At 73.6% G+C, this 24,357-nt stretch carries 23 protein-coding genes and 1 pseudogene; 16 read left to right on the top strand and 8 right to left on the bottom strand.

Annotated elements, in window-relative coordinates; translation table 11 throughout:
* Positions 1 to 55: 55 nt before the first annotated feature.
* The 5 genes from OHS17_RS27145 to OHS17_RS27125 all read right to left on the bottom strand — a co-directional run bounded on the left by OHS17_RS27145 (position 56) and on the right by OHS17_RS27125 (position 5,874).
* Positions 56 to 2,257 (bottom strand): B12-binding domain-containing radical SAM protein, encoded by a 2,202-nt coding sequence (locus tag OHS17_RS27145; protein ID WP_330314246.1) that lies wholly within the window; start codon positions 2,255 to 2,257, stop codon positions 56 to 58.
* Positions 2,254 to 3,594 carry an MFS transporter gene (locus OHS17_RS27140; protein WP_241836429.1) on the bottom strand — a complete coding sequence of 447 codons (1,341 nt, stop codon included), beginning with the start codon at positions 3,592 to 3,594 and terminating at the stop codon, positions 2,254 to 2,256. The genes OHS17_RS27145 and OHS17_RS27140 overlap by 4 nt, the downstream gene beginning before the upstream one ends.
* A 27-nt stretch (positions 3,595 to 3,621) precedes the next feature.
* On the bottom strand, positions 3,622 to 4,215 hold the full coding sequence (locus OHS17_RS27135; protein ID WP_018100615.1) for a flavoprotein: 594 nt from the start codon (positions 4,213 to 4,215) through the stop codon (positions 3,622 to 3,624).
* Positions 4,215 to 5,582 (bottom strand): radical SAM protein, encoded by a 1,368-nt coding sequence (locus OHS17_RS27130; RefSeq protein ID WP_330314245.1) that lies wholly within the window; start codon positions 5,580 to 5,582, stop codon positions 4,215 to 4,217. Before OHS17_RS27130 ends, OHS17_RS27135 begins: the two co-directional genes overlap by 1 nt.
* Before the next feature lie 94 nt (positions 5,583 to 5,676).
* A complete protein-coding gene (locus tag OHS17_RS27125; protein ID WP_018100617.1) occupies positions 5,677 to 5,874 on the bottom strand; it encodes an aroma-sacti cluster domain-containing protein in 198 nt (65 codons plus the stop codon).
* Between the two features lie 221 nt (positions 5,875 to 6,095).
* Between OHS17_RS27125 and OHS17_RS33925 the strand changes: the two are divergent.
* The 6 genes and pseudogenes from OHS17_RS33925 to OHS17_RS27100 all read left to right on the top strand — a co-directional run.
* Positions 6,096 to 6,239, top strand: a pseudogene (locus OHS17_RS33925) (helix-turn-helix domain-containing protein); the annotation flags it as partial.
* Positions 6,240 to 6,245: 6 nt separating this feature from the next.
* Positions 6,246 to 6,620: an aroma-sacti cluster domain-containing protein gene (locus OHS17_RS27120; protein WP_330314244.1), complete on the top strand. Its 375-nt coding sequence runs from the start codon at positions 6,246 to 6,248 to the stop codon at positions 6,618 to 6,620.
* Positions 6,617 to 9,730, top strand: a complete 3,114-nt coding sequence (locus tag OHS17_RS27115) for an AAA family ATPase (protein ID WP_330314243.1) — start codon at positions 6,617 to 6,619, stop codon at positions 9,728 to 9,730. Before OHS17_RS27120 ends, OHS17_RS27115 begins: the two co-directional genes overlap by 4 nt.
* Positions 9,727 to 10,602 (top strand): S8 family serine peptidase, encoded by an 876-nt coding sequence (locus tag OHS17_RS27110; protein WP_330314242.1) that lies wholly within the window; start codon positions 9,727 to 9,729, stop codon positions 10,600 to 10,602. The genes OHS17_RS27115 and OHS17_RS27110 overlap by 4 nt, the downstream gene beginning before the upstream one ends.
* A gap of 13 nt (positions 10,603 to 10,615) precedes the next feature.
* A complete protein-coding gene (locus OHS17_RS27105; protein WP_018100621.1) occupies positions 10,616 to 11,140 on the top strand; it encodes a GAF domain-containing protein in 525 nt (174 codons plus the stop codon).
* A complete protein-coding gene (locus tag OHS17_RS27100) occupies positions 11,133 to 12,116 on the top strand; it encodes a hypothetical protein (RefSeq protein ID WP_330314241.1) in 984 nt (327 codons plus the stop codon). Before OHS17_RS27105 ends, OHS17_RS27100 begins: the two co-directional genes overlap by 8 nt.
* Position 12,117: 1 nt before the next feature.
* Here the strand turns inward: OHS17_RS27100 and OHS17_RS27095 are convergent, their stop codons facing one another.
* A complete protein-coding gene (locus OHS17_RS27095; protein WP_330315369.1) occupies positions 12,118 to 13,014 on the bottom strand; it encodes a LysR family transcriptional regulator in 897 nt (298 codons plus the stop codon).
* Positions 13,015 to 13,178: 164 nt separating this feature from the next.
* On the opposite strand from OHS17_RS27095, the gene OHS17_RS27090 reads away from it, so the two are divergent.
* Positions 13,179 to 14,732, top strand: coding sequence for a 3-hydroxyacyl-CoA dehydrogenase (locus tag OHS17_RS27090; RefSeq protein ID WP_330314240.1), 1,554 nt, complete (start codon positions 13,179 to 13,181; stop codon positions 14,730 to 14,732).
* 80 nt (positions 14,733 to 14,812) lie between these two features.
* The gene (locus tag OHS17_RS27085) at positions 14,813 to 15,208 is read left to right on the top strand and encodes a VOC family protein (RefSeq protein WP_330314239.1); all 396 of its coding nucleotides are present in this window, start codon (positions 14,813 to 14,815) and stop codon (positions 15,206 to 15,208) included.
* Here the strand turns inward: OHS17_RS27085 and OHS17_RS27080 are convergent.
* Positions 15,205 to 15,900 (bottom strand): helix-turn-helix domain-containing protein, encoded by a 696-nt coding sequence (locus tag OHS17_RS27080; RefSeq protein ID WP_330315368.1) that lies wholly within the window; start codon positions 15,898 to 15,900, stop codon positions 15,205 to 15,207. The genes OHS17_RS27085 and OHS17_RS27080 overlap by 4 nt on opposite strands.
* 53 nt (positions 15,901 to 15,953) lie before the next feature.
* On the opposite strand from OHS17_RS27080, the gene OHS17_RS27075 reads away from it, so the two are divergent.
* Positions 15,954 to 16,298, top strand: a complete 345-nt coding sequence (locus OHS17_RS27075) for a CU044_2847 family protein (RefSeq protein WP_018100627.1) — start codon at positions 15,954 to 15,956, stop codon at positions 16,296 to 16,298.
* 4 nt (positions 16,299 to 16,302) lie between these two features.
* On the opposite strand, the gene OHS17_RS27070 is transcribed toward OHS17_RS27075, so the two are convergent.
* Positions 16,303 to 17,430 (bottom strand): YihY/virulence factor BrkB family protein, encoded by a 1,128-nt coding sequence (locus tag OHS17_RS27070; protein ID WP_330315367.1) that lies wholly within the window; start codon positions 17,428 to 17,430, stop codon positions 16,303 to 16,305.
* Positions 17,431 to 17,504: 74 nt separating this feature from the next.
* Here OHS17_RS27070 and OHS17_RS27065 point away from each other — a divergent pair, with 74 nt between their 5' ends.
* The 7 genes from OHS17_RS27065 (at position 17,505) to OHS17_RS27035 (ending at position 24,341) form a co-directional block, all read left to right on the top strand.
* Complete coding sequence (locus OHS17_RS27065; RefSeq protein WP_330314238.1) at positions 17,505 to 19,142, top strand: acyl-CoA dehydrogenase family protein; 1,638 nt, start codon at positions 17,505 to 17,507, stop codon at positions 19,140 to 19,142.
* Between the two features lie 336 nt (positions 19,143 to 19,478).
* Positions 19,479 to 20,693 carry a helix-turn-helix domain-containing protein gene (locus OHS17_RS27060; RefSeq protein ID WP_330315366.1) on the top strand — a complete coding sequence of 405 codons (1,215 nt, stop codon included), beginning with the start codon at positions 19,479 to 19,481 and terminating at the stop codon, positions 20,691 to 20,693.
* A gap of 81 nt (positions 20,694 to 20,774) precedes the next feature.
* A complete protein-coding gene (locus OHS17_RS27055) occupies positions 20,775 to 21,371 on the top strand; it encodes a GNAT family N-acetyltransferase (RefSeq protein ID WP_026171188.1) in 597 nt (198 codons plus the stop codon).
* Positions 21,372 to 21,556: 185 nt separating this feature from the next.
* A complete protein-coding gene (locus OHS17_RS27050) occupies positions 21,557 to 21,640 on the top strand; it encodes a putative leader peptide (protein ID WP_309486338.1) in 84 nt (27 codons plus the stop codon).
* Between the two features lie 114 nt (positions 21,641 to 21,754).
* A complete protein-coding gene (locus tag OHS17_RS27045; RefSeq protein WP_330314237.1) occupies positions 21,755 to 23,452 on the top strand; it encodes a nitrite/sulfite reductase in 1,698 nt (565 codons plus the stop codon).
* Positions 23,449 to 23,628, top strand: a complete 180-nt coding sequence (locus OHS17_RS27040; protein ID WP_330314236.1) for a hypothetical protein — start codon at positions 23,449 to 23,451, stop codon at positions 23,626 to 23,628. The genes OHS17_RS27045 and OHS17_RS27040 overlap by 4 nt, the downstream gene beginning before the upstream one ends.
* The gene (locus OHS17_RS27035; RefSeq protein ID WP_330314235.1) at positions 23,625 to 24,341 is read left to right on the top strand and encodes a phosphoadenylyl-sulfate reductase; all 717 of its coding nucleotides are present in this window, start codon (positions 23,625 to 23,627) and stop codon (positions 24,339 to 24,341) included. The genes OHS17_RS27040 and OHS17_RS27035 overlap by 4 nt, the downstream gene beginning before the upstream one ends.
* Positions 24,342 to 24,357: the final 16 nt, after the last annotated feature.

Genomic DNA, 24,357 nt, shown 5'->3' with positions numbered 1-24,357 from the left:
CCCGGTTTCCCCGGAACCGAGACGCCCGGCGTCTCAATCGGCCGCCCCGGACGCCTCAGGCGCGGGCCTGCGTCGCGAGCATCAGGCGCAGGGCGCGGGTCACGGCGTTGTCCGCGCCGAAGTCCACCCCGGCGGGCACCTCGACGAGGTCGCCGTGGGCGAGGACGAGGACCCCGCAGGAGCCGGGGCGGGCCGTGCCGGTCCCGTCGAGCCATTCCGCGTAACCGCCGGACGTGGTGTCCAGGTCCGCCCGGCTGCGGCGGCTGACCTGCGCCATCAGGTCGCCGATGCCGGTCAGCCCCTCGATGGAGGCGAACGGGATCGTCACGACCGGCTCCTCGACCAGGCGGACGCGGGGCTCCTCGTCGCGTCCGGCGCCCTCGGGGGCCTCGGGCAGCAGGTCCCGGCCGAAGCGGGCGAAGTACAGGAGGCTGTGCGCGGAGTCGATGCCGCCGACGAAGGGCCGGTCGAAGCTGGTCCTGCGGTTGCCCGCGAAGTACTCGCGCGGGATGCGGGGGTCGTCGGCGACCGGCCAGTGCACCTCGCCGGACTCGCGGTCGCGCCAGGGCAGATAGCGCCGGATGTCGTCCGACGCGGAGGTCGGCAGGACGTCGATGCCGAAGCGGTCGGGGTCCTTGGCGACCATGGAGCCGGGGGTCAGCGCGAACACGCCGATGCCGGAGGTCGTCCACAGCTTCTCGTGCCGGTGGAGGAACTCGTACGTCGCCAGCGCCTCCTCGCGGGTCTCGGTGGGGAAGCCGGTGAAGCCCATCATCTGGGCGGCGATGCCGTTGCGCGCCAGCTCCCCGAGGACGTCCGGGACCACATCGATCTTGACGCCCTTGTCGATGAGGTCGAGGACCCGCTGGGTGCCGGACTCGTAGCCGAAGGAGACCGCCACACAGCCGGAGGCGGCGAGGACCTCGCCCGCGGAGCGTTTGGGGAAGGTCCGCTCCAGGCGCAGTTCGGCGGACCACCGCAGGTCCAGGGAGGATTCCGCGAGGGCGGCGGCGAGCGTGCGCAGATAGCGCGGGGACATGGCGTCCACAGCGAAGTACAGGGTCCTGCCGTAGCGGCTGATCTGCCGCAGGTCCTCCAGGACGGCGGCGACGGGGCGTTCGCGGGAGGGCGAGGTCGGCCGGTCGGTGTTGAGGCCGTAGTCGCAGAAGGTGCACTTGTTCCAGTAGCACCCCCGGGTCGGGCTGTAGAGGATCACCGGCTCGGGCGCCCAGTAGCGGTCCCAGTCCCAGACGTCGTACGCCGGGGAGTCCAGGGTCGCCACACTGCTGTACGCGATGACGGGGTCGGGCCTGCGCCGGGTCATCACGCCGCCGATGCCTTCGAAGGCGTCGCCACCCCGGACCGCTCCGTTGCCGACGGCGTCGAGGATGCCGATGAGGGCGGTCTCGCCCTCGCCCGGAACGATGAGGTCGGCGTCCTGGAAGACCCGCCACGCCGACGCCGGGTCGGTGGCGTACTTGACCACGTCGCCGACCTCGGTGCCGCCGAAGACGATCACCGCGTCGGGCAGTTCGGTCCGGATCAGGCGGGCCATCCTCAGGGCCACGGGCAGCTGGCTGGTGTAGTTGACGGAGAGTCCGACCACGGCCCAGGGGCGTTCGCGCAGCTTCGGAACGAACTCGTCGGCGAAGTAGCCCTCGAAGGGGCGGGCCACGGCCGCCGGGACCTCCGGGTCGGACAGGTCCGCCGTGCTGCACAGGTTGACCGCGGACTTCACCCGCATCGAGAAGCCGTCCGCCGCGCCGGGCGGCATCTCCAGCGCGATCAGCTCCCACCACCGGCTCGTCACCGCGACCGCCTGGGCGTAGGTCGGCGGGTGGTAGAAGTGCCCGGGGTCCTGGAACACGCGGATCGCGTCGCGTGCCGAGGTGGCGGTCAGGCCCTCTGCGGCCAGGGCCTGCCGGTAGCGGATCTCGTCGTGGCGGCGGGGGGCGCCGGACCTGGCCTCGATCTCGGCGCGCAACGCGCGGGCCGCCGCGAGCGTGGCGCCGAAGCGCGCCGGGTCGGCGAGATAGGTGAAGGCGTCGAGATTGGCGTCCACGCAGGCGTACTCGGTGTGGCCGGCCGCCCGGGCGGCGCCCACCAGGTACGGGATGGAGTGGTAAGCGGTCGTCGGGTCGGTCACCGGCGGGTTGATCAGCAGGTACGCGGTGTCGCCGGTGCCCCGGCCCGGCCGCGCGCCGTGGTCCGGTCCGCCCTCGAACCGCGGCATGCCCAACGGGACGAACACGCTCATCGCTGTGACTCCTGACTGTTGTCCTGCCCCGGATGCGGGGAGCGGGCGGCCGGGGTCCCGGCGGGTACGGGGACCGGCGGGGCGTACTCGGTGTCGGCGCGGTGCTCGCGGAACACCCGCTGGGTGAGCGCGCCGAGGACGGTGAGGGCGATGGCCCCGCCCGCCACCGGGAAGAAGGGGGCCGCGCCCAGGTGGCGGACCCCGAAGCCGGCCACCGCGACGGAGACCGGGAAGGTGCCCATGACGGCCAGCATGACCAGGCTCATGACCCGGCCGATGAGCGCGGAGGGCGCCCAGACCTGGAGCATCGTCACCACGACGATGTTCTGCCAGCCGCTGGCCAGGGCGTAGACACAGACGCACACCGCGGCACCGGCCAGCCCTCCGGCGTACGGGACGGCGCTCAGGGCGAGGCCCATGACGACCGCGAGCGCGGCGAACAGATAGGCGGGCGACCGCACCGGACGGCTGCGGGCGGCGACCAGGGAGCCGGCCAGACCGCCCAGGCTGAGGCAGGTCAGCAGGATTCCGTAGCCGGTGGCGCCCATGCCCTGGTGGGCGAGTTCGGGCAGCGCGACCTCGATCGTTCCGTTGAAGGCCAGATTGCAGACGAGGGCCACGACGAGCACGACGTGCAGCAGCCGTCCGTGGCGCAGCAGTTCCGGGAAGGACACCTTGCGGGCCGGGGGCTCGTCGGCGGCGTCGGGCCCGTCGTGTTCCGGGGCGTCCGCGCCGGTGCGGATCCGGGCGAGGACCAGCGCCGACACGAGGAAGGAGGCGGCGTCGACGATGAGCGCCGGGCCCGCGTCGAAGGCGGCGACCAGGGCGCCGCCCGCGGTGGGGCCGAGGAGTCCGCCGACCTGGTTGACCATGGTCGACAGGGCGTTGCCCCGGCCCAGGTCCTCCTTGCGCAGCAGGGCGGGCAGGAGGGTGTACGAGGCGGGGATGAACATGCCGGAGCAGGCGCCCAGGACGACGGCGATGGGGGCGAGCTGGCCCAGCGTCGGCGTACCGGCCGAGGCGAGCACCGCGAGGATGCCGACGGCCGCGGCGCGCACCAGGTCGGTCATCAGCATGACCCGCCGGCCGCCGATCCGGTCGGCCACCACCCCGCCCAGCGGAATGGTGACGACGCGGGGAATCCCGTAGCAGGCCAGGACCGTGCCGAGCAGGACCGGGCCGCCGTCGCCGGAGAGGATCAGCCAGGGCAGCGCGACGGCGTAGCAGTAGTCGCCGACCGTGGAGGAGAGCTGTCCGGCGAGCAGCAGCCGGAAGCCGTGCACGGACAGGGGTCCGCCCGTCAGTGCCGTCCGGAACCTTTGTCCGGCTGCTGCCACGTCTCCTCCATCTGCTGGGTGGGGTGGTCAGCCGCCGAGCGGGCCGACCGGCATGTCCAGGAACTCGCCGATCACCGCCGTCACGGTGGCGGGCGGCGGCAGCCCGAGGTTCTTGCGTACGTCGCCCGCGGCGATCTGCCAGCCGGCGGCGGGCACCGGGTCCACGACGGCGTGGCCGTCCGCGCGCAGCCGGTCCACGTTGCGGCGGACGGCGGGGCGTTCCCACATCAGGCTGTTCATGCTCGGGAAGAAGACCACCGGGCGTTCATGGGCGAGCAGGGCGGAGCTGAGGAGTCCGGAGGCGAGGCCGTGGGCGGCCTGGCCGAGCATGTTGGCGGTGGCGGGCAGGACGACGAACCGGTCCGCCCAGACGGCGGGGGCGACATGACCGGTCGTCAGCTCGTCCTCGCCGTCGCAGTACACGTCCCGGCACAGCAGCCGCATGGTCGCGGCCGGGATGAGCGCCGCGGCGGAGCGGGTCATGGCCATCCGGATCTCGACGCCTGGTCCGAGGCCGGTGCGCAGGGCCATCAGGTACTGCGGAACGGCGAGTACGTTGCCGGAGCCGCAGACCCCGATGAGCAGCCGGCGCGGGGTGTCCGGGCCGGTCTCCGCCGTCATCACCGGGCTCCGGCGGGCTCACCGGCGACCTCGTGCAGGCCGCACTGGGCGGCGATGAGGTCCAGCCTGTCCTGGACGTTGTACTTGTAGCCGGGGCAGGGCGGATGGCCCTCCTGCCACGCCTTGGGGCAGGAGCCTCCGCAGGTGGGCATGAAGACGCAGCTCTTGCACCAGGTGGTGCCCGCGGCGATCTCGTCGTTCCAGCCGTCGAAGGGGCCCAGCGGCCGCAGCGGTTCGGTGCCCGCCCGGTCGATGTGTACGAGCGGGAGGCTGCGCTCGGCCTCGGGGACGAGGGGGTACTCGCTGCACGAGAAGATGTTGCCGGTGCTGCTGATGATCTCGGACGAGCGGGTCGTGGCGGGGCAGAGGACCTTGCGCGCGGTGGTCGGCAGCAGCTGCGTGTGCAGCCCGTGACCGGTGAGCAGCCTGAGCCACCCCGTCTCGCGTTCGGCGAACTCGTACTTGGAGACCTCGATCTCCGACACGTCGTTTCCCCAGGAGTGCACGGGAGCGATCGAGAAGGATACGCGGGGGTGACCGAAGCCCAGCTCCGCCATCAGCTCGACATAGCGCGGCACGGAGTCCTGGTTGTGCACATCGACATTCGTCCGGAACGAGAAATGGGTGGGCCCCAGATCCGGTTCGTCGAGTACGGCACGCACGGCGCGCACGATGTTCCAGAAAGATCCGCGTCCGCTTTTCAGCGGCCGGTGTTCATTGTGGATTTCCGGCGGCCCGTCGATCGTGATCTCGAAATGCGTGACCCCGCAGGAACGGATGAGGGTGTTGATTTTTGCGGGATTCAGGAGGGAACCGTTGGTGACGATCACCGAGGAGTAGGCGACCCCGCGCTCGGCGGCGGCGGCCACGAACCGGGGGGCGAGGTCGCGGATGACCGCGTACCCCATCATCGGCTCGGCCCCGAACCAGTCGATGCGGGCGCTGCGGGTCTCCGGGGCGGTCACGGCGCGCAGCACGCGGTCGTGGACCCGGCTGCGGTGGTTGCGGGACAGGCCGCCCTTGGTGTGCTCCTGGCCGCAGTAGGCGCAGCCCATGTTGCAGTAGGAGGTCGGCAGCAGGGCGATGTGCACCGCCGAACGGTCCGCCGAGGCACGCCGGTTGCGGTCGAGCACGACGGCCAGCTCGTCCTCGCCGGCCGGTACGAGCAGCCGGGCCGTGCGCAGGGCGCCGGTCCAGGCCGGGCTGATCGCGGCGGCGTCGCCGGCCTCCAGGGCCCGCGCGGTGGGGAGGTCGACCGCCACGGTGCTCGCGGTGCGGGTGCCGTAGGCGAGCCGTACCGGGACGCCGCTGGTGTCGGCGTACGCACGGTCGCTCAGCACCAGGTATCTGCTGACTTGGTCCATCATCACGCTCCCACTGGGTGTCCGGACGCACGGCGGTCGGGCGCGTCGTCTCCGGCGGGTCCGGCGGCCGGTGCCGCCGGACCCGCCAAAGCTGGGATCAGCAGAGAACGTTGACCTGGTTGTCGTTGACCTGGCCCTCGACCGCGGCCGACACGGCGTTCAGCCGGGCCTGGATCGAGCCGAGGACCGCGACCTCGTCCGGGCTGAGGCCGTTGAAGATCTCGCGCTCGGAGTCCGACAGCAGGTCGACCGGGGTGCCGGCGCTGCGCAGTGCGTCGAGGGGTGCTTGCGACATGGGTCACTCCTTCAGGGAGACGGTCACGGGCTGGTGCAACGGCAAGGCTGCTCCGGCGCCCCCCGGCTTCACATCCCTCGATCGACTATGAATCGGCGGGCGGGTGATCCCGCTCAAGGCGTTCTTGTCCGGAACATGACCCGCAGCTACTCTGACCCCCGGGAGTGAGGAAATCCCTCCGCCGGCCCATGCTTTGCTCACCGAAATGAGGGGTAAAGGGTTTGACCAGGCGTGAAATTCTTATCGCTTCGCTCGTGGCCGCCGGCTCCTCGAACCGGGATATCGCCGAAGCTCTCTGCATCAGCCCGCACACGGTGGCGGCCCACTTATGCAACATGCTTCGAAGAACGGGCGCGTCGAACCGCACGGAAATGATTGCGCGGCTGTACGCCCAGGGCGTTCTGGTCCAGGGGATCTGGCCGCCGCTGCCCGCCGACGAGCGGCAGCGGCAGGAGGCCCCCGAGGCCGTCGGCGCCCTCGCGGCGGCGGTCGCGGAGTGCTCGATCGGACCGGCCGGCGTCTCGCTCGACTGGCCGCACTACGGGAACGAGGTACCGGTAGCCATGACCTTCGACGCCCTGCACGCACTGCGTGAGGCCGGACATCCGGTGGACCTGCTGGCGGTCGAGCAGCGCTCGGTCCTCTCGGCGCTCAGCGAGCAGGAGGTCCAGGTCCTCAACTCCGTCAAGGAGCGGCTGGAAGCGGTCTCCGCCGAGGTGGAGGGACAGGACATCAAGCTCCTGTGAACGCCGCCGCGCGGTGCGGCGGCTGCCGGACGGCGGTGCCGGACGGGGCCCGGTTCTGCCCCGAGTGCGGCACACCGGTGGTCGCGGGGGCGCCGTCGTCGGACAGCCGCAGAATCGTCACGGCGGTCTTCATCGACCTCGTCGGCTCGACCGTGCTGGCCGAGACCCTGGACCCGGAGGCGCTGCGGCGCACCATGGACCGGTACTACCGCGCCTGCACCACGGCGGTCACCGAACACGGCGGTGTGGTCGAGAAGTTCATCGGCGACGCCGTGATGGCCGTCTTCGGCGCCTTCGTCACCCATGAGGACGACGCGCTGCACGCGGTCCGGGCGGCCTGCGCCGTACGCGAGTCCGTGGCGGCGATCGCGACCGGGCCAGGGGTGCGGCTGGACATCCACTGCGGGATCGCCTCGGGCGAGGCCGTGGTGGCGGGGGCACTCGGCGGCGCGGCCCGGGTCGTCGGGGACGTCGTGCACACCGCCGCCCGCCTCCAGTCGCACGCCGGGCCGCACGAGATCCTGATCGGCGCGGAGACCGCCGGGCTGGTCGGCGGCCGGGTCCGCATGGAGGCCGTCGCCCCGCTGCGGGTGAAGGGCAAGCGCGAACCGGTCGCCGCCTGGCGGGCGCTCTCGGTGGCCGAGTCCACGGGCCAGGAGGATCTGGTGCCCCTGGTCGGCCGGGACGCCGATCTGGCCGCGCTGCTGCGCGAGTTCCAGGCGGTCCGCCGCGAGCGCCGCAGCCGTCCCGTCACGGTCACCGGTCCCCCGGGCATCGGAAAGTCCCGCCTGGTACGGGAGTTCCTGGCGCGGCACGACGCGGAGGGGGCCGTCGTCCTGCGGGCCGGCTGCCAGGCGTACGGGGCCGGGCTCGCCCACCGCCCGCTGGCCGACGCGGTCTGGTCGCTGCCCGGCGGCTGGGAGCAGGCCCGCGGCGCGCTGGAGACGCTGCGCCCGAGCGCGGACCGCGCGGTCACCGCCCTCGCCGTCGCGCTGGGCATCCGCACCGGCAACGGGCTCCCGGTGAGCGTCGAGGAGATCGGCTGGGCGTTCCGGCGGCTGCTGGAGGCCCTGGGCCGGGGCACCGCCGTGGTCCTGGTCCTGGAGGACTTCCAGTGGGCGCAGCCGACGCTCGCCGGCATGGTCGCCGAGCTGTGCGAGGGGATACGGGACGCGGAGGTGCTGGTCGTCCGGGTGGCGCGGAGCGAGGCGGCGGCGCCGTCCGGCGGGGACCTGGTGCTGCACCTCGACCCGCTGCCCCGCGCCCACACCGAGCGCCTGGTGGGGCTGCTCGCGGACCGGGCGGAGGTCGCGGCGCAGGAGGCGGTCGCCACCGAGGACGAGCTGTCCCGGGTGGTCCGGGAGTGCGACGGCAATCCGCTCTTCGCCGAGCTGCTGCTGGAGAACCTGTCGGGTCCCCGCTCGGTGGACCAGGGCGTCCCCACCTCGGTCCGGGTCCTGCTGACCGCCTGGCTGGACCGGCTGCCGGCCACCGACCGGGCCGTGCTGGAACGGGCGGCCGGGGTGGGCGGGTCGTTCACCGCCGGGGACGTGCGCGCGCTCGCCGAGGACGAACCGGCCCTGGCCGGAAGGGCCCTGGACGAGGCGCTGAACCGGCTGCTGCGCTCCCGGGTGATCCATCTGTACGGGCCGCCCGGCGCCTACCGGTTCACCCGCGCGCTGGCCCGGGACACCCTGTACGAGATGACCTCGAAGGCCCGGCGGGCGGCCTGGCACACCGTGCTCGCCGACCGGCTCGACGGGCGGGCGCCGGGCCCGGCCGCGGACGGCGACCTCGCCCACCACCTGGAGTCCGCCTGCCGGCTGCTGTCCGAGGCGGACCCGGGTGATCCCGGGCTGCCCGCGCTGACCGGCCGCGCGGCCCGCGCCCTGGTGGCCACCGGGTACCGGGCGCTGCACCGGCGCGACCTGCCCGCCGCCGTCTCGCTGATGGAGCGCGGCCGGGGCCTCACCCCGGACGGCGATCCGCAGCACCGGGTGCTGGCCGCCCGCATCACCGACGCCCATGCCGCGCTGGGCCGTTGGGACAGCGCCCTCCGGGCCGTGGACGGGGCGGAGCGCGGGAACGCGGGGGACGTGCCGACCCGGGACACCTGCGCCATCCTGCGGCAGCTGATCGCCCTGCGCTCGGGCGGACCGGCGCCCGCCGGGGTTCCGTACGGACCGGGTGCCGGGCAGGACGCGCCGGGGGACGCGGACGACCTCAGCTGGTGCAGGCTGCACCAGTTGTCCTCGCTGCGGAGCTTCGCCGAGGGCCGGATCGGCGCGGCGGAGGCCGCCATGCGGGACGCGCTCGCCCGGGCGCACGGGCTCGGCGACACCTATGAGGGGAACCGCATCCTGGCGTCGATCTGCGAGCTGACCCAGTGGTCGCCGACTCCGCTCTCCCAGGCCATCGCGCTCTGCGAAGACCTGGTCGGGCGGTTCGACGGCGACCGGAGCCTGCTCGTGCCGGTCCTGCTGACCCGGGCGCGGCATCTCGCCCTGTCGGACCGGGTGGACGCGGCCCGTGCGGACATCGCGCTGGTCCGCGTCCACTGCGACGACCTGGGGCTGGCCCTCGGCACCCTGGCGGCCGACCAGACGGCGGGGCTCGTGGAGTCCCTGGCCGGTGCGCATCCGGCGGCGGCCGGCCACTACGCGGCGGCGGCGGACGGGCTCGCCGCGCTGGGGCAGGCCAGGACCGCGGGCACCCTGCGGCTGTACGCAGCGCGCGAGCGGTTCCGCGCCGGGACGGACGCCCTCCTGGACGCGCCCGAACTCGCCGATCCGGCCCCGGACTCGCCGACCGAGACGCGTACCCGGGCCGTCCAGCTGGCGCTGCGGGCGCGGGTGCGGGCGCGGGCCGGGGCGTACGGGGAGGCGGCCGGGGACGCCGGGCGCGCCGTCGCCGCCCTGGACGGCACCGACGACCCGTGCCTCATCGGTGATGTGTGGTCCGAGGCGGCCCGGGTGCTGGACGCCGTGGGCGAACCGGTGCGGGCCCGGCACGCGGCCGGGCGCGCGCTGGCCGCGCTGACCGCGAAGGAGGCCGTGCTCCCCGCCCGGACGGTGCGGGCGTGGCTGGCCGGGCTGGAGGAGAGGCGATGAGCGATCCGCCCTGGAGACGGCCCGCGCGGGCCTACACACCGGGCGTCCCGGCCTGGGGCGCGACCCGGGAGCAGGCGGCGGAGGGGTTCGCTTCCGTGCCCATGGACTCGGTCTCGCCCGAGTGGGCCTGGGGCGGCTCCGACGGTTCCGGGGTCCGGGTGTGCGTCGTGGACAGCGGGGTCGAGGGCGGCCATCCGATGGTCGGACCGGTCGACCTCGCGATGACGGCCGTCCAGGACGAGGGCGGCGAGGTGTCGATGGTGCCGTGCGAGCCCACCGACCGCGCCGGGCACGGCACCGCCTGCGCCGGGGTGATCCGGTCCGTCGCGCCGGGCGTCTCGCTCTCCTCCGTACAAGTGCTGACCGACGGGAAGACCGGCAGCGGCCCGGCCCTGATCGCCGGGCTCTCCTGGGCCGTCGAGCAGAACTTCGACGTCATCAACCTGAGCCTGGCGACGACCCGGCCCGCCCTGACCGCGCAGCTCCACGAGCTCGCCGACCGGGCCTACTTCCGCCGGTGCGCGCTCGTCGTCTCGGCGCACAACCGGCCGGTGGCCAGCTATCCCTGGTCGTTCTCCTCGGTGATCTCCGTCGCCAGCCACGACGAGGACGACCCGATGACGTACTACTACAACCCCGCCCCGCCCGTGGAGTTCCACGCGCGCGGGGTACGCGTGCCCGTGGCGTGGCCCGGTGGCGGCACCATCCGCTCCACCGGCAACAGCTTCGCCGCGCCGCACATCTCGGGCCTGTGCGCGCTGATCCTCGGCAAGCACCCCTGGCTCACGCCGTTCCAGCTGAAGACGGTGCTGTTCCTCTGCGCCGGGAACACCACCGGTCGACTTGGAGGTGCGCATGACGAAACCCGTTGACGCCGCGACGCCCGTGGAGCGCCGCCTGTTGCAGTCCATCGTGGAAGTCGCGCGCCATGCGTTCGGCGCGGCGGCCTCCTCGATCTTCCTCATCGATCCCGAGACCGGCGACCTGGTCTTCGAGGCCGTGGCCGGGGAGGGCGACGGCCAGTTGGTCGGCACGCGCTTCCCGGCGGGGACCGGCATCGCGGGCTGGGTCGCCGCCTCCGGCCAGTCGATGCTCGTGGACGACCTGCGCGAGTCGCGGCACTTCTCGGGCGAGGCCGCCGCCTCCACCGGGTACGTGCCCGACAGCATCATGGCCGCCCCGCTGTTCGGCGACGACGAGTGCGTCGGCGTGCTGGAGGTGCTGGACCGGGGGGCGGGCGGCGTACGGGAGATGGCCGACGTCGAACTCCTCGGTCTGCTGGCCGATCAGGCGGCGATCGGCCTGGAACTGCTCACCCGGCTGCGCGCCGCCGAGCCCAGCAACCGTTCCGACAAGGCGCTGCGGCTCCTGGAGATGGCGGAATCGCTGCTGGCCCCGACCCATGGCTGAGCGGTGCGTCCTGCTGCTCACCAGGCGGGGCGACCGGGAGGCGACCGAGGTGTCCGGCCTGCTGCGGCGGATCGGTGTGCCGGTGCACCGGCTCGACGCGGACGGCCTGGCTGACGTCCGGGCCGTTCAGGGGCCGGACGGCGAACTGACCCTGGACGGGCACCGGTTCGCCCCGACGGTGACCTGGCTGCGGCACTTCTCGCCGCGGGCCGCGCCGCTGTCCGGGGCGCCCGGCGGGCGGATGGTGCACCGGGACGCGTGGGCCGCCCTGGCCCGGCAGCTGGCCGCCGCCTCCCCGGCCGCGATCGGCGCGGCCGATCCGGGCCAGCTGGTGCAGCGGGACCGGGCGCGGGCGCTCGGCGTGCGCGTCCCGCGCGGGCTGGTCACCACGGACCCGGCGGACGCGGCCGCGCTGCTCCCCGCCGAGCGGTACGTGCTCAAGGTCCTGGACCGGCACTACGTGGAGCCGGAGCCGGGGCGGTTCGACTGGCACCTGCCCCGGGTCCTGGACCGCGACCGGCTCGCCGGTGTGCCGGGGCTGCCCCGGGGCACACCGGTGGTGGTCCAGGAGTACGTGGAGCACGACGCCGAGTACCGGGTCTACCTCGCCGGGGACGAACTGCACGCCTTCGAGGTGGCCAAGGAGCGCCCCGAGGACATCTGGACCCGCCCCGACGAGGTGCGCGTACGGGAGGTCCGGCCGCCGGACGCCGTGGCGTCGGCGGCGCGTGCGCTGGCCGGGGAGACGGGCGCGGTCTACGGGGCGTTCGACTTCCTGTGGGCTCGGGACGAGCCGGTGTTCCTGGAGATGAACGCGCACGGCGACTGGCACTGGTTCGAGCGCAAGGCCGGTGTCGACGGGGTGACCCGGGCCGTCGTACGGACCGTGCGGGACCTCCACCGGGCCGCCGTCGGCGGCGCCCGCCCCGCGGCCGTCAGCCTGCTCGCCTTCCTGGGGGCGGGCCGGGGCGGCTGAGTCAGCCGCCCGGTGTGGGCAGCGCCCGCTCCGCCACGTCCAGCACCGCGCGCAGGGCGGCCGACGGATTGTCCGTCCGCCAGGCGAGCGCCGGCTGCCGTCTGATCGGCGGCCCGGCCAGCGGGCGGTAGACCAGGCCGCTGAGCTGAATGTGCTGGACGGAGGTGACGGTCAGCGTCACCCCGACGCCCGCCGCGACCAGCGCCAGGATGGTGTACGAGTCCGGCGCCTCCTGCACCACGCGCGGGCTGAACCCGGCCGCCTCGCAGGCCTGGGTCATCGCGTCGCGCACGGTGGAGCCGGTGTTGGCGGGGAACGCGACGAACGGCTCCCCGGCCAGCGCGTCGAGCGGGATCTCCGGGCGGGCGGCGAGCGGATGGTCGAGGGGCAGCGCGCACACCAGCTCCTCCTCGTCGATCACCCGGCAGCTCACGCCGGGCGCGGTCACCGGCAGCCGGACGAACCCCAGGTCCAGCGAGCCGTCCGCGACCCGGGCGAGCGCCACGTCGGCGTAGGTCTGGCCGGTCATGACCAGCTCGATGCCCGGGTGGGCGGCCCGCACCGCCCGGGTGAGCAGCGGCAGCGTCTCGTGGCTGGACGCGCCCGCGAAGCCGATGCGGACCCTGCCGTACGCGCCCTGTCCGGCCGCCCTCGCGGCCCGTACCGCCGTGTCCAGGTCGTCCAGCACGGTCCGCACCGGCTGGAGGAAGGACTCCCCGGCGCTGGTGAGCCGCACCGAGCGGGTGTTGCGTTCGAAGAGCTGGACGCCGAGCTCCTTCTCCAGGCGGCGGATCTGCTGGCTCAGCGGCGGCTGCGCCATCCGCAGCCGTTTCGCGGCGCGTCCGAAGTGCAGTTCCTCCGCCACGGCGAGGAACGCGGACAGATACCGCAGCTCCATACCGCTCCCCTCCCCCGGACCGGCCCCCATCATGGAGTCGTCGGTCATTGATGCGTCAAGCGTCTCGGTCCGAGCGTAATTCGGTATTGGACGGCGATCAAAGCCACTGAAAGCGTCGGCAGCGCGGGCACCCGGCCCGCCCCCGTGAGAGGACCGTGACCCGCATGCGTATCAGGATCGTCGGCGCCGGAGCCATGGGCCGCGGCATCGCCCAGTGGGCGGCCTCGGCCGGACACACCGTCGAGCTGTGCGACGTACGCGCCGAGGCGGTGACCGACGCCGTCGCCTTCGTGCGCTCCATGCTGGACCGGGCCGTGGCCAAGGGGCGGATGGCGGCGGCGGACGCGGAGTCGGCGGCGGAGCGGCTGGTCCCGCTGGACGACCCGTGGGCGGCGGGCCCCGGGGTGGAACTGGTGATCGAGGCCGTACGCGAGGACCTGGCGACGAAGACCGAGGTGTTCGGGCGCCTGGAGCAGGCGCTGCCCGCCTCCGCCGTGTTCGCCACCAACACCTCCTCGCTCTCGGTGACCCGGATCGCCGCCGCGCTGAAGGACCCGACGCGCCTGGCCGGGCTGCACTTCTTCAACCCGGTGCCGCTGATGCGGATCGTGGAGGTGGTGCCCGGAGCGGCGACCCGGCCGGAGATCCCGCCGCTGCTCACCTCGCTCGTGGAGGGCTGCGGCCACCGCGCGGTGACGGTCGCGGACACCCCGGGCTTCCTGATCAACCACGCCGGGCGCGGCCTGGTGACGGAGGCGCTGGCGCTCCTTGAGGAGAACGTCGGGGAGCCCGCGGACATCGACCGGATCGCGCGCGATGTGCTGGGGCTGCGGATGGGCCCGTTCGAGCTGATGGACCTGACCGGGCTCGATGTGACGGCCGCCGTCATCGACTCGATCTGGGAGGGCTTCCGTTACGAGGACCGGCTCCGCCCCTCCTTCCTCACCCCGAACCGGGTGGCGGCGGGGCTGCACGGCCGCAAGACCGGACGCGGCTGGTACGCGTACGGCCCCGAGGCCACCGGACCCGCGCCGGAGCCGCCGGTCGCCGGGGACGCGGACCGCCCGGTGCACGTCTTCGCGCCGGACCCCGCGCGGGAGGCCGGGGCGGCCACGCTCCGCGAGGCGCTGGCTGCGGCGGGCGCCGCCGTGGAGAACGGGGCCCGGCCGTCGGACGCGGCGGTCGCCCTGGTCCCGGTCTGGGGCACCCCGGTGGCCTCGGCGGTCGCCGCGCACGGGCTGCCCGCCGGGCGCACCTTCGGCGTCGACCCGCTGCCCGCGGCGGGGCGGCGACGCGTGCTCGCGGTGACCCCGGCGGCGGACGCGGCGGCGGCGCGGGACGCCCGCGCGGTGCTGGCCCGGGCCAAGGACGGCGGTGAGCCGTTCGCGGTGTCGGTGGTCCGGGACACGGCGGGCTCGGTCGCGCAGCGGCTGCTGGCCTCCGTCGTGTCGGTCGCGGCGTCCATCGCGGAGCGCGCGCTCGCCGCCCCGGCCGACATCGACGTCGCCGTCACGACGGGGCTCGGTTATCCGGTGGGCCCGCTGGCCTGGGGCGACCGGATCGGCGCGGTCCGGATGCTGGAGCTGCACCGGGCGCTGTACGCGTCGACGGGCGACCCGCGCCACCGCCCGACGCGCTGGGTCACGGAGCGCGCGGCGCTGGGGCTCGCGCTGACGGACCCGGGGACCTCGCCGGGGGATGTGCTCGGGGCGCTGTGACGGAGATCCGCCCGGGCGCGGACCGGGCCGTGACCGATTCGTACAAGACGGTGGGCGGCGGGCCCGCCTACGGTCGGTCCATGACTCCACGACTCGACGCGATCTCCCTCACCACCGCCGACCTGCCCGCATCCCTCGCCTTCTACCGGCGCCTGGGGCTCGACATCCCGGCCGGCGCGGAATCCGCACCCCATGTGGAGGTGGCCCTGCCGGGCGGCGAGCGCCTGATGTGGGACACCGAGGACGTCGTGCGCTCCCTCGACCCCGACTGGCAGCCGCCGTCGGGCGGGGACCGGCTCGGGCTCGCCTTCCTGTGCGACAGCCCGGCGGAGGTCGACGCGGTCTACGCGGACCTGACCGGTGCGGGATACCGGGGGCACCTGAAGCCGTGGGACGCGGTGTGGGGGCAGCGGTACGCCGTCGTTCTCGACCCGGACGACTGCGCGGTCTCGCTGTTCGCGCCCTCGGGCGCCTAGGACCGGCCGAAGTACGCGGTCAGGGTGGTGCCGGCCAGGTCGCGCATGTCGCGCGCCAGATGGGCCTGGTCGGCGCAGCCCGCCGCGAGTGCCGCGTCGGCGTACGGCAGCCCCGAGCGTACGAGGGCCAGGGCCCGCTGGAGGCGCAGTACCCGGGCGAGGGTCTTGGGCCCGTAGCCGAAGGCGGTCAGCGAGCGCCGGTGCAGCTGGCGGGGGCCGAGCCCGGCGCTCCGGGCGGCCTCCGCGACGCTGCCGCCCGCCTCAAGCCGCGTGGCGACCGCGCGCATCAGCGGGTCCGGGGGCCCGGTGCGGGCCGCCCGGTCCAGAGCGATGTCCTCCAGGGCGGCGGCCGGGTCGGCCGCTTCGGCGACGCGCTCGGTGAGGCGGCGGACCGGGGCGCCGGGCCACAGCGCGGCGAGCGGCACCCGGAGGTCGCGCAGCTCGTGGGCGGGCACGCCCAGCAGGGCGGGGGCGGCCCCGGGGGCGAAGCGGATTCCGGCCCAGCTGCCGCCGGTGCCGGTGGCGGGCGCGGTGTGCGTGTCCGGTCCGGCGACGAGCAGCCGCTCCCCGCTCCAGAGCAGGTCCATGCAGCCGTCGGGCAGCACCGGATGGGCGGTGCCCGGCTCGACGCTCAGGGTCCACACCTTCGCGCCGTCCAGTCGCGACGCGCGCTCTGTATAGCTGTCGCCCATGCCACTAGTGTCGACGGACACGGCAGCGTGCGTAATCGGCTACGGGGGCGGTCATGGCGTCACTGATGGAGTTCACCACGGACAACGGGGCGACGGTGACCGTGGAGGTCGACCGGCACGCGCCGGGTGCGCAGCTGGTGGCGCGGGACGGGCAGCACGCCCTGGCGCGCGCGGGGCGCACGTTCGACAGCGCGCTGGAGGGCATCCGCTCGGCGGCCGAGTCGGCGCTCGCCGTGTTCCGGGACGGACGGCTGAAGCCGGACGGGGTGGAGCTGGAGTTCGGCGTGAAGATCACCTCGGAGGCGGGCGCGGTGATCGCGAAGAGCGCGCTGGAAGGCCATCTGACGGTGAAGCTGTCCTGGTCGCCGGGGTCGCAGAGCGCGCCGGACGCCGACTGAGCGCTCACTCGTCGTACGGGTTGGACCGGTCCGCGTCCTTCTCCCGGCCGGGCTTCTGGAGCCGGGACTTCACGTCGTCCGGCGGCAGGAACCGCGACCAGCGCTCGGGGAACTCGGAGGGCATGTACGGGCTGTCGCCCTCGTCGCCCTCGTCATCGTCGTCGTCCTCGTCGGCCGGCGGGCCGCCGTGCCAGCTCTCCGCCTGGGTGCGGGCGACGAACTCGGCGGCCTGGGCGGCGCGCACCCGGTCGTTCGCGGCGCGGGCGGCGGCCGTCGCCACCGAGGGCCAGACCCGGTCGATGGCCGCGTTGACGGCGGCGCCCACCAGGACCGCGAAGGCGGAGACGCCGATCCAGAGCAGCACCGCGATGGGGGCGGCCAGCGATCCGTAGATCGTGGGGCCCTCGACCGTACTGGTCAGGTAGATCCGGAGCAGGAAGCTGCCGAACACCCACATCGCCAGGGCCACCAGGGCGCCCGGCATGTCCTCGATCCACGGCGAACGGACCGGCACGGACACGTGGTAGAGGGTGGTGAGGAAGGCGACCGAGAGCACGATGACCAGCGGCCAGTACAGGACGCTTATGACCTCGGTGCCCCACGGTATGAGCTCCACGACCCGGTCCGGGCCGACCACGAGCAGCGGCAGCACGACCGCGCCGAGCAGCAGCGCGACCACGTACAGCAGGAACGCGAGCATCCGGGTCCTGACGATGCCGCGCTGGCCGTCGAGCCCGTACATGACGGTGATCGTGTCGATGAAGACGTTGACCGCGCGGGAGCCGGACCACAGGGCGATCGCGAAGCCGAGGGAGATGACGTCGGGCCGGGCGCCGGTCGTGACGTCGGACAGCAGCGGCTTGGCGAAGTCGTTCACGCCCCGCTCGGAGAGCATGGTGTGGGCCGCGCTGAGGATGTTGCGCTCGATGGACGCGACCGTGGTGGTGCTGGTCCACTCGTCCACGTAACCGAGCAGGCCGATCAGGCCGAGGAGCAGCGGGGGCAGGGACAGCAGGGTGAAGAACGCGGCCTCGGCGGCGAGTCCCAGGATGCGGTACTCCATGCACGAGTTGACCGTGTCCTTGAGCAGTTGCCAGGCGAGCTGCCGCTTGGAGACGTTGCGGTAGAGCACTCGGGCCCGGTGGAGCCGGCCCGGTGGCCGCTCGGGTGTTTCGTTTGCTGCCTGCACGTCCTTACCGTATCGGCATGGCGACCACCACCCACACCGTGTCCAACCAGGCCCCTCCCCTGCTCGGCCATGACGTCTTCGGTACGGACCGGGTACTCGGCGAGGCCGTGGAACGTCATCTTCCGCCCGAGGTCCTGGACGAGGCCCGGGTCGGGCTCACCGCGCTCGGCCGGGCGGCGGGCTCCGCGCAGGCGGCGTCCTGGGCGACGCAGGCCAACGAGAATCCGCCGAAGCTGCGCACCCACGACCGCTACGGCCACCGCGTCGACGAGGTCGGCTTCCACCCGGCCTGGCACCGGCTGCTCGGGCACGCCGTCGGGGCCGGGCTGACCGGTGCCTGGGACCGGCCGGGCGGGCATGTCCGCCGGGCGGCGGGTTTCCTGGTGTGGACGCAGGCGGAGGCGGGCCACGGCTGCCCGCTCTCCATGACGCACGCGGCGGTGCCGGCCCTGCGCGCCGAGCCGGAGGTGGCCGCACAGTGGGAGCCGCTGCTGACCTCGCGGGTGTACGAGGAGGGGCTGCGGCCGCCCCTGCGGAAGGCCGGGGTGCTGCTGGGGATGGGCATGACCGAGAAGCAGGGCGGCTCGGACGTGCGGGCGAACACCACGCGCGCCGAGCGGCTGACCGAGGACGGGGCCTACCTGCTGACCGGGCACAAGTGGTTCTGCTCGGCGCCGATGTCCGACGGCTTCCTGGTCCTCGCGCAGGCCCCCGACGGCCTCACCTGCTTCCTGCTGCCCCGGGTGCTGCCGGACGGCAGCCGCAACGCGTTCGCGATCCAGCGGCTCAAGGACAAGCTGGGCAACCGGTCCAACGCCTCGGCGGAGGTCGAGTTCGACGGGACGTGGGTGCGCCGGATCGGCGAGGAGGGGCAGGGCGTCCGCACGATCATGGGGATGGTGGCGGCGACCCGGCTGGACTGCGTGACCGGTTCGGCGGCGCTGATGCGGCAGGCGGTGGCGCAGGCGGTCCACCACACGACGCACCGGTCCGCGTTCGGCGGGCCGCTCGTGGACAAGCCGCTGATGCGCAACGTGCTGGCCGACCTCGCGGTGGAGTCGGAGGCGGCGACCGTGCTGGCGATGCGGCTCGCGGCGGCGTACGACGACGGCGGCGAGAGCGAGTCGGCGTTCCTGCGGCTCGCGGTGCCGGCGGCGAAGTACTGGGTGACCAAGCGGTGCACGCCGCTGGTGGCCGAGGCGCTGGAGTGCCTGGGCGGCAACGGCTACGTGGAGGAGTCGGGGATGCCCCGGCTGCTGCGGGAGGCGCCGCTCAACTCCCTCTGGGAGGGGTCCGGGAACGTCCAGGCGCTGGACGTGCTGCGGGTGCTGCGGCGCGAACCGCTCGCGCTGAACGCGTTCCTCCAGGAGGTCGGGCGGGCCCGGGGCGCCGATCACCGGCTGGACGCGGCGATCAGGGACATGCTGACGGAGCTGGCCGACCTGGCGGGGATCGAGGCGCGGGCGCGCCGGGTCGTGGAGCGCATCGCGCTGGTGCTCCAGGGCTCGCTGCTGGTGCGCTGGGCGCCGCCCGAGGTGGCGGACGCCTTCTGCGCTTCGCGCCTGGGAGGGGACGGGGGCGCGGCGTTCGGGACCCTGCCGCACACCCTGGATCTGGCGTCGGTCGTGGCCCGGGCCCGGCCGGTGGAATCCTGACCGGACACAGCAACGGGGGGTGGTGCTGCGCCGACACGGCACCACCCCCCATGCTGTACACATCGCACGTGAGGGCCGGGGGCCCCGCAGTGCGGTGTGTCGCCACTCTTGTACGGTCCGGGGACCCTCGCCAGAGTTGCAGAGGGTTGCAACCATTGTGTGGAGTTGCGGTATCGGGGCCCGGGCGGCGGCAGGATGGGGCGCGGCCCGCGCACCGGGCCGGCAGTGGGGTGAGGGGGAACCGGCGTGGAGACGACTCCGGCGGACGTGCTGCGGCCGATTGTTCAGGAGAGCCCGCAGGCCAGACGCCAGGTGCACCGGTCCCGGGAGGCGCGGATGGCGGGCGACCGCATGCGCGCCGTGCCCCGGGCGGAGATCGGCGCCTCCTGGGACCGGGTGCTGCGCAGCGGCATCGATCCCGAGCAGACGACGCACAGCAGGCTGCTGGAGACGGACGAGATCGAGCACCGGCGCCGCAGCTCCGCGCTGGGCGAGGTGATGCCGCTGCTCAGCGACGGGCTGACCAGCATCGCGGACGCCTCGCAACAGATCATGGTCGTCACCGATGTCGAGGGCCGGGTGCTGTGGCGCGAGGGCAACACGGGGGTGCTGCGCCGGGCCGACGACATCTGCCTCGCGGAGGGCGCGGCGTGGTCCGAGGAGATCACCGGCACCAACGCGATCGGCACGGCGCTGGCCTCCCGCGCCCCGGTGCAGGTGCACTCGGCGGAGCACTTCGTGCGCACCCTGCACGGCTGGACGTGCGCGGCGGCCCCGGTACGCGATCCCCGGGACGGCCGGCTGATGGGGATCGTGGACATCAGCGGGCCTGCGTCCACCTTCCACCCGACGACGCTGGCCCTGGTGCGGTCGGTGGCCCGGCTGGCGGAGAGCGAGATCCGGGTGCGGCATCTGGAGGCGGTGGACCGGCTGCGGGCGGTGGCCGCCCCGGTCCTGAGCCGGATCGGCGGCCGGGCGGTGGCGGTGGACGGCCACGGCTGGACGGCGGCGGTGACGGGGATGCCCCCGATGGACCGGCTGCCGCTGCCGAAGTCGCTGGGGCCGGGCCGGGTGTGGCTGCCGTCGCTGGGCATGTGCCGGGTGGAGCCGCTGCCGGGCGGCTGGCTGGTCCAGGTCGCGGACGGGACGATGGACAGCCCGCCGCGCCGGGTGGTCCTCGATCTGAGCCGGCCGCGCGCGCTCGCGGTGAACGTGGTCAGCCCGGTGGGCACCTGGACCCAGCGGCTGTCTCCGCGCCACGCCGAGCTGCTGTACGCGCTGGCGCTGCACCGGGAGGGGCGTACGGCCTCCGAGCTGGCCCGGGACCTGTTCGGTGACGCGACCAGGACGGTGACGGTGCGGGCGGAGATATCGCGGCTGCGGCGCCATCTGGCCGAGGTCCTCGCGCACCGCCCGTACCGGTTCGGCGAGGGCGTGGAGGTGGAGGTCGTCCACCCGGAGCACCCGGCCGACCTGCTGCCGCACTCGCAGGCCCCGGTGGTGACGGCGGCCCGCGAGGCGCGCGAGCGGGAGGGGCCGGTGGCGCGGTGAGGCGGGGCCGGGGGCGGCAAGGGCCCCGCTGACCAGGGCCCGGGTGGGGCGAGGGGGGCGGGGCATGGTTGTCTGGCAGCCATGAGCGACCCCGTACGACCCGCGCCACCGGCCTCCGAAGAGGTGACCATCTGGTCCCTGGAGCAGACCTCGCCCGATGATCTGCGGCCGTCGGCCGTGCCGGACGCGGAGGTCCGGATCGTGCGGTCCGAGGTGCCGCTGCCCGAGTTCAGCCGCTTCCTGTACACGGCGGTGGGCGGGGACATCCGGTGGACGGACCGGCTCGGCATGACGTACGCGCAGTGGCAGGAGGCCCTGGAGCGGCCGGGCGCGGAGACCTGGGTGGCGTACGCGAACGGCACCCCGGCGGGCTACATCGAGCTGGACCCGCAGGACGACGGCGTGGTCGAGATCATGTACTTCGGGCTGATCCCGGCCTTCCGGGGGCGGCGGATCGGCGGTCATCTGCTGTCGTACGGCGCGGCCCGCGCCTGGGACCTGGCCGAGCGGTGGCCGGAGCGGCCGGCGACGAAGCGGGTGTGGCTGCACACCTGCTCCAAGGACGGTCCGCACGCGATGGACAACTACCTGAGGCGCGGCTTCCGGTTGTTCGACACGCGCACGGAGCTGGAGGAGCCGGTGGACACCCCCGGCCCGTGGCCGGGCTCCGGCCGCTGAGCGGTGCCCCGCGCACAGCCGTAGCCACTTCCGCAGCAAATCCCCTTGCTTGTCCGGTTTTACGCTGCACCCCGGCGCCCGCCCCCTGCGTGACGGGCGCCACATCGTCTCATCAGGCGGGACCACGCCGTCCACATCATGGATAGTGGTGGACTGCCGCGAGATCCCCATGACACGCTTCCGTCATGTCCGGAACTGGAATTGCCTTGGTGAGTCGACGCCACGTCGACCTCGGCCGCATGTCCAGCGCCATCTGTCCGGCGAGCTGAGAGTCCCAGCACCGCCGAGATCCCCTTGCTTCAGTTCAGCCCTGCGCACCGCCGCGCTTCACGCGAGTGTGCAGTTCAGAGCCGCCCTCCCGCAGTCCCGAAGGACGTACTGTCATGGCCGCAACCCCGGAAAAGCCTGCGCCCGCCGCGCCCCGCCGCAAGGTGGGCCGCCACCGCGGCGAAGGTCAGTGGGCCCTGGGGCACTACACCCCGCTCAACGGCAATGAGCAGTTCAAGAAGGACGACGACAGTCTCAACGTGCGGACACGCATTGAGACGATCTACTCCAAGCGCGGATTCGACTCGATCGACCCCAACGACCTGCGGGGGCGCATGCGTTGGTGGGGGCTCTACACCCAGCGCAAGGCCGGCATCGACGGCGGCAAGACCGCGGTGCTGGAGCCCGAGGAGCTGGAGGACAAGTACTTCATGATGCGGGTCCGCATCGACGGCGGGAAGCTGACCACCGAGCAGCTGCGCGTCATCGGCGAGATCTCGCAGGAGTACGCGCGGGGCAGCGCGGACATCACCGACCGGCAGAACGTCCAGATGCACTGGATCCGCATCGAGGACGTCCCGGCGATCTGGCAGAAGCTGGAGGCCGTGGGGCTCTCCACCACCGAGGCGTGCGGCGACTGCCCGCGCACGATGATCGGCTCCCCGGTGGCGGGCATCGCCGCCGACGAGATCATCGACGGCACACCGGCGCTGGAGGAGATCCACGCCCGGTACATCGGCAGCCCCGAATTCTCCAACCTCCCCCGGAAGTTCAAGACCGCGATCTCCGGATCCCCGGTCCAGGACGTCGTCCACGAGATCAACGACATCGCCTTCGTGGGCGTCGAACACCCCGAGCACGGACCGGGCTTCGACCTCTGGGTCGGTGGCGGGCTCTCCACCAACCCCCGGCTGGCCGAGCGCCTGGGCGCCTGGGTGCCGCTGGACGAGGTCGCGGACGTCTGGGCCGGCGTGGTGGGCATCTTCCGGGACTACGGCTACCGCCGGCTGCGCAACCGGGCCCGGCTGAAGTTCCTGGTCGCCGACTGGGGCGTCGCCAAGTTCCGCCAGATCCTGGAGGACGAGTACCTGAAGCGCCCGCTCCTTGACGGGCCCGCCCCGGCGGAGCCGAGCAGCCGGTGGCGCGACCACATCGGCGTCCACCCGCAGCAGGACGGCCGCTTCTACGTCGGCTTCGCCCCCCGGGTCGGCCGGGTCGACGGCTCCACGCTCGCCAAGATCGCCGAGCTGGCCGAGGCGCACGGCTCGGGCCGGGTCCGGACCACCGTCGAGCAGAAGATGATTATCCTCGACGTCGAGCAGGACCGGGTCGAGTCGCTGTCCGCCGGTCTGGAGTCGCTCGGCTTCCAGGTGAAGCCGTCCACCTTCCGGCGCGGCACGATGGCCTGCACCGGCATCGAGTACTGCAAGCTCGCGATCGTGGAGACGAAGGCGCGCGGCGCCTCCCTCATCGAGGAACTGGAGCGCCGTCTCCCCGACTTCGACGAGCCCCTGACCATCAACATCAACGGCTGCCCCAACGCCTGCGCCCGCATCCAGACCGCGGACATCGGGCTCAAGGGCCAGCTGATGCTGGACGAGAACGGCGAGCAGGTGGAGGGCTACCAGGTCCACTTGGGCGGCGCACTCGGCCTGGACGCCGGATTCGGCCGCAAGGTGCGCGGTCTGAAGGTCACCTCGGCCGAGCTGCCCGACTACGTGGAGCGCGTGCTCGGCAGGTTCCAGGAGGAGCGCGAGGACGACGAGCGCTTCGCCACCTGGGCGGCCCGCGCCAGCGCGGAGTCGCTGTCATGAGCGGGCGCGCCGCACCCTTCCACTGCCCGTACTGCGGGGACGAGGACCTGCGTCCGCACGAGGCCGGGCACGGGGCGTGGGAATGCGCCTCCTGCAATCGGGCGTTCCAGCTGAAGTTCCTGGGCCTGCTGAGCCGGGGACTGCAGGCCAACGACGTTGGAGGGAACGGGATATGACGGTCACTCAGAACATCGACACGCTCACCGGTGAGGAGCTGCGGGAGCTCGCCGAGCGGGCCGGGCGCGAGCTGGAGGACGCCTCCGCGCTCGACATCCTGAAGTGGGCGACCGACACCTTCGGGCCCCGGTTCTGCGTCACGTCCTCGATGGAGGACGCGGTCGTCGCGCACCTCGCCTCCCGGGTGATGCCCGGCGTGGACGTGGTGTTCCTGGACACCGGCTACCACTTCGAGGAGACCATCGGGACCCGGGACGCGGTGGACGCCGTGATGGACGTCCGGGTGATCACGCTGACGCCGCGTCAGACAGTCGCCGAGCAGGACGCCGAGTACGGGCCGAAGCTGCACGACCGCGACCCCGACCTCTGCTGCAAGCTGCGCAAGGTCAAGCCCCTGGAAGAGGGCCTGACCGCGTACGCCGCCTGGGCGACCGGGCTGCGCCGCGACGAGTCCCCGACCCGGGCGAACACCCCTGTGGTCGGCTGGGACGAGAAGCGCCGGAAGGTGAAGGTCTCGCCGATCGCCCGCTGGACCCAGGACGACGTGGACGCCTACGTCGCCGAGCACGGGGTGCTCACCAACCCGCTGCTGATGGACGGTTACGCCTCCGTGGGCTGCGCGCCCTGCACCCGCCGGGTGCTGGAGGGCGAGGACGCGCGGGCCGGCCGCTGGGCCGGGCGCGGCAAGACCGAATGCGGGCTGCACGGCTGATGACGACTGATCAGGA

The sequence above is a fragment of the Streptomyces sp. NBC_00523 genome, from assembly GCF_036346615.1.
Taxonomy (GTDB): Bacteria; Actinomycetota; Actinomycetes; order Streptomycetales; family Streptomycetaceae; genus Streptomyces.
The sequence above is the reverse complement of the archived record's forward strand: the minus strand, read 5'-3'. Positions and strand labels throughout refer to the sequence as shown.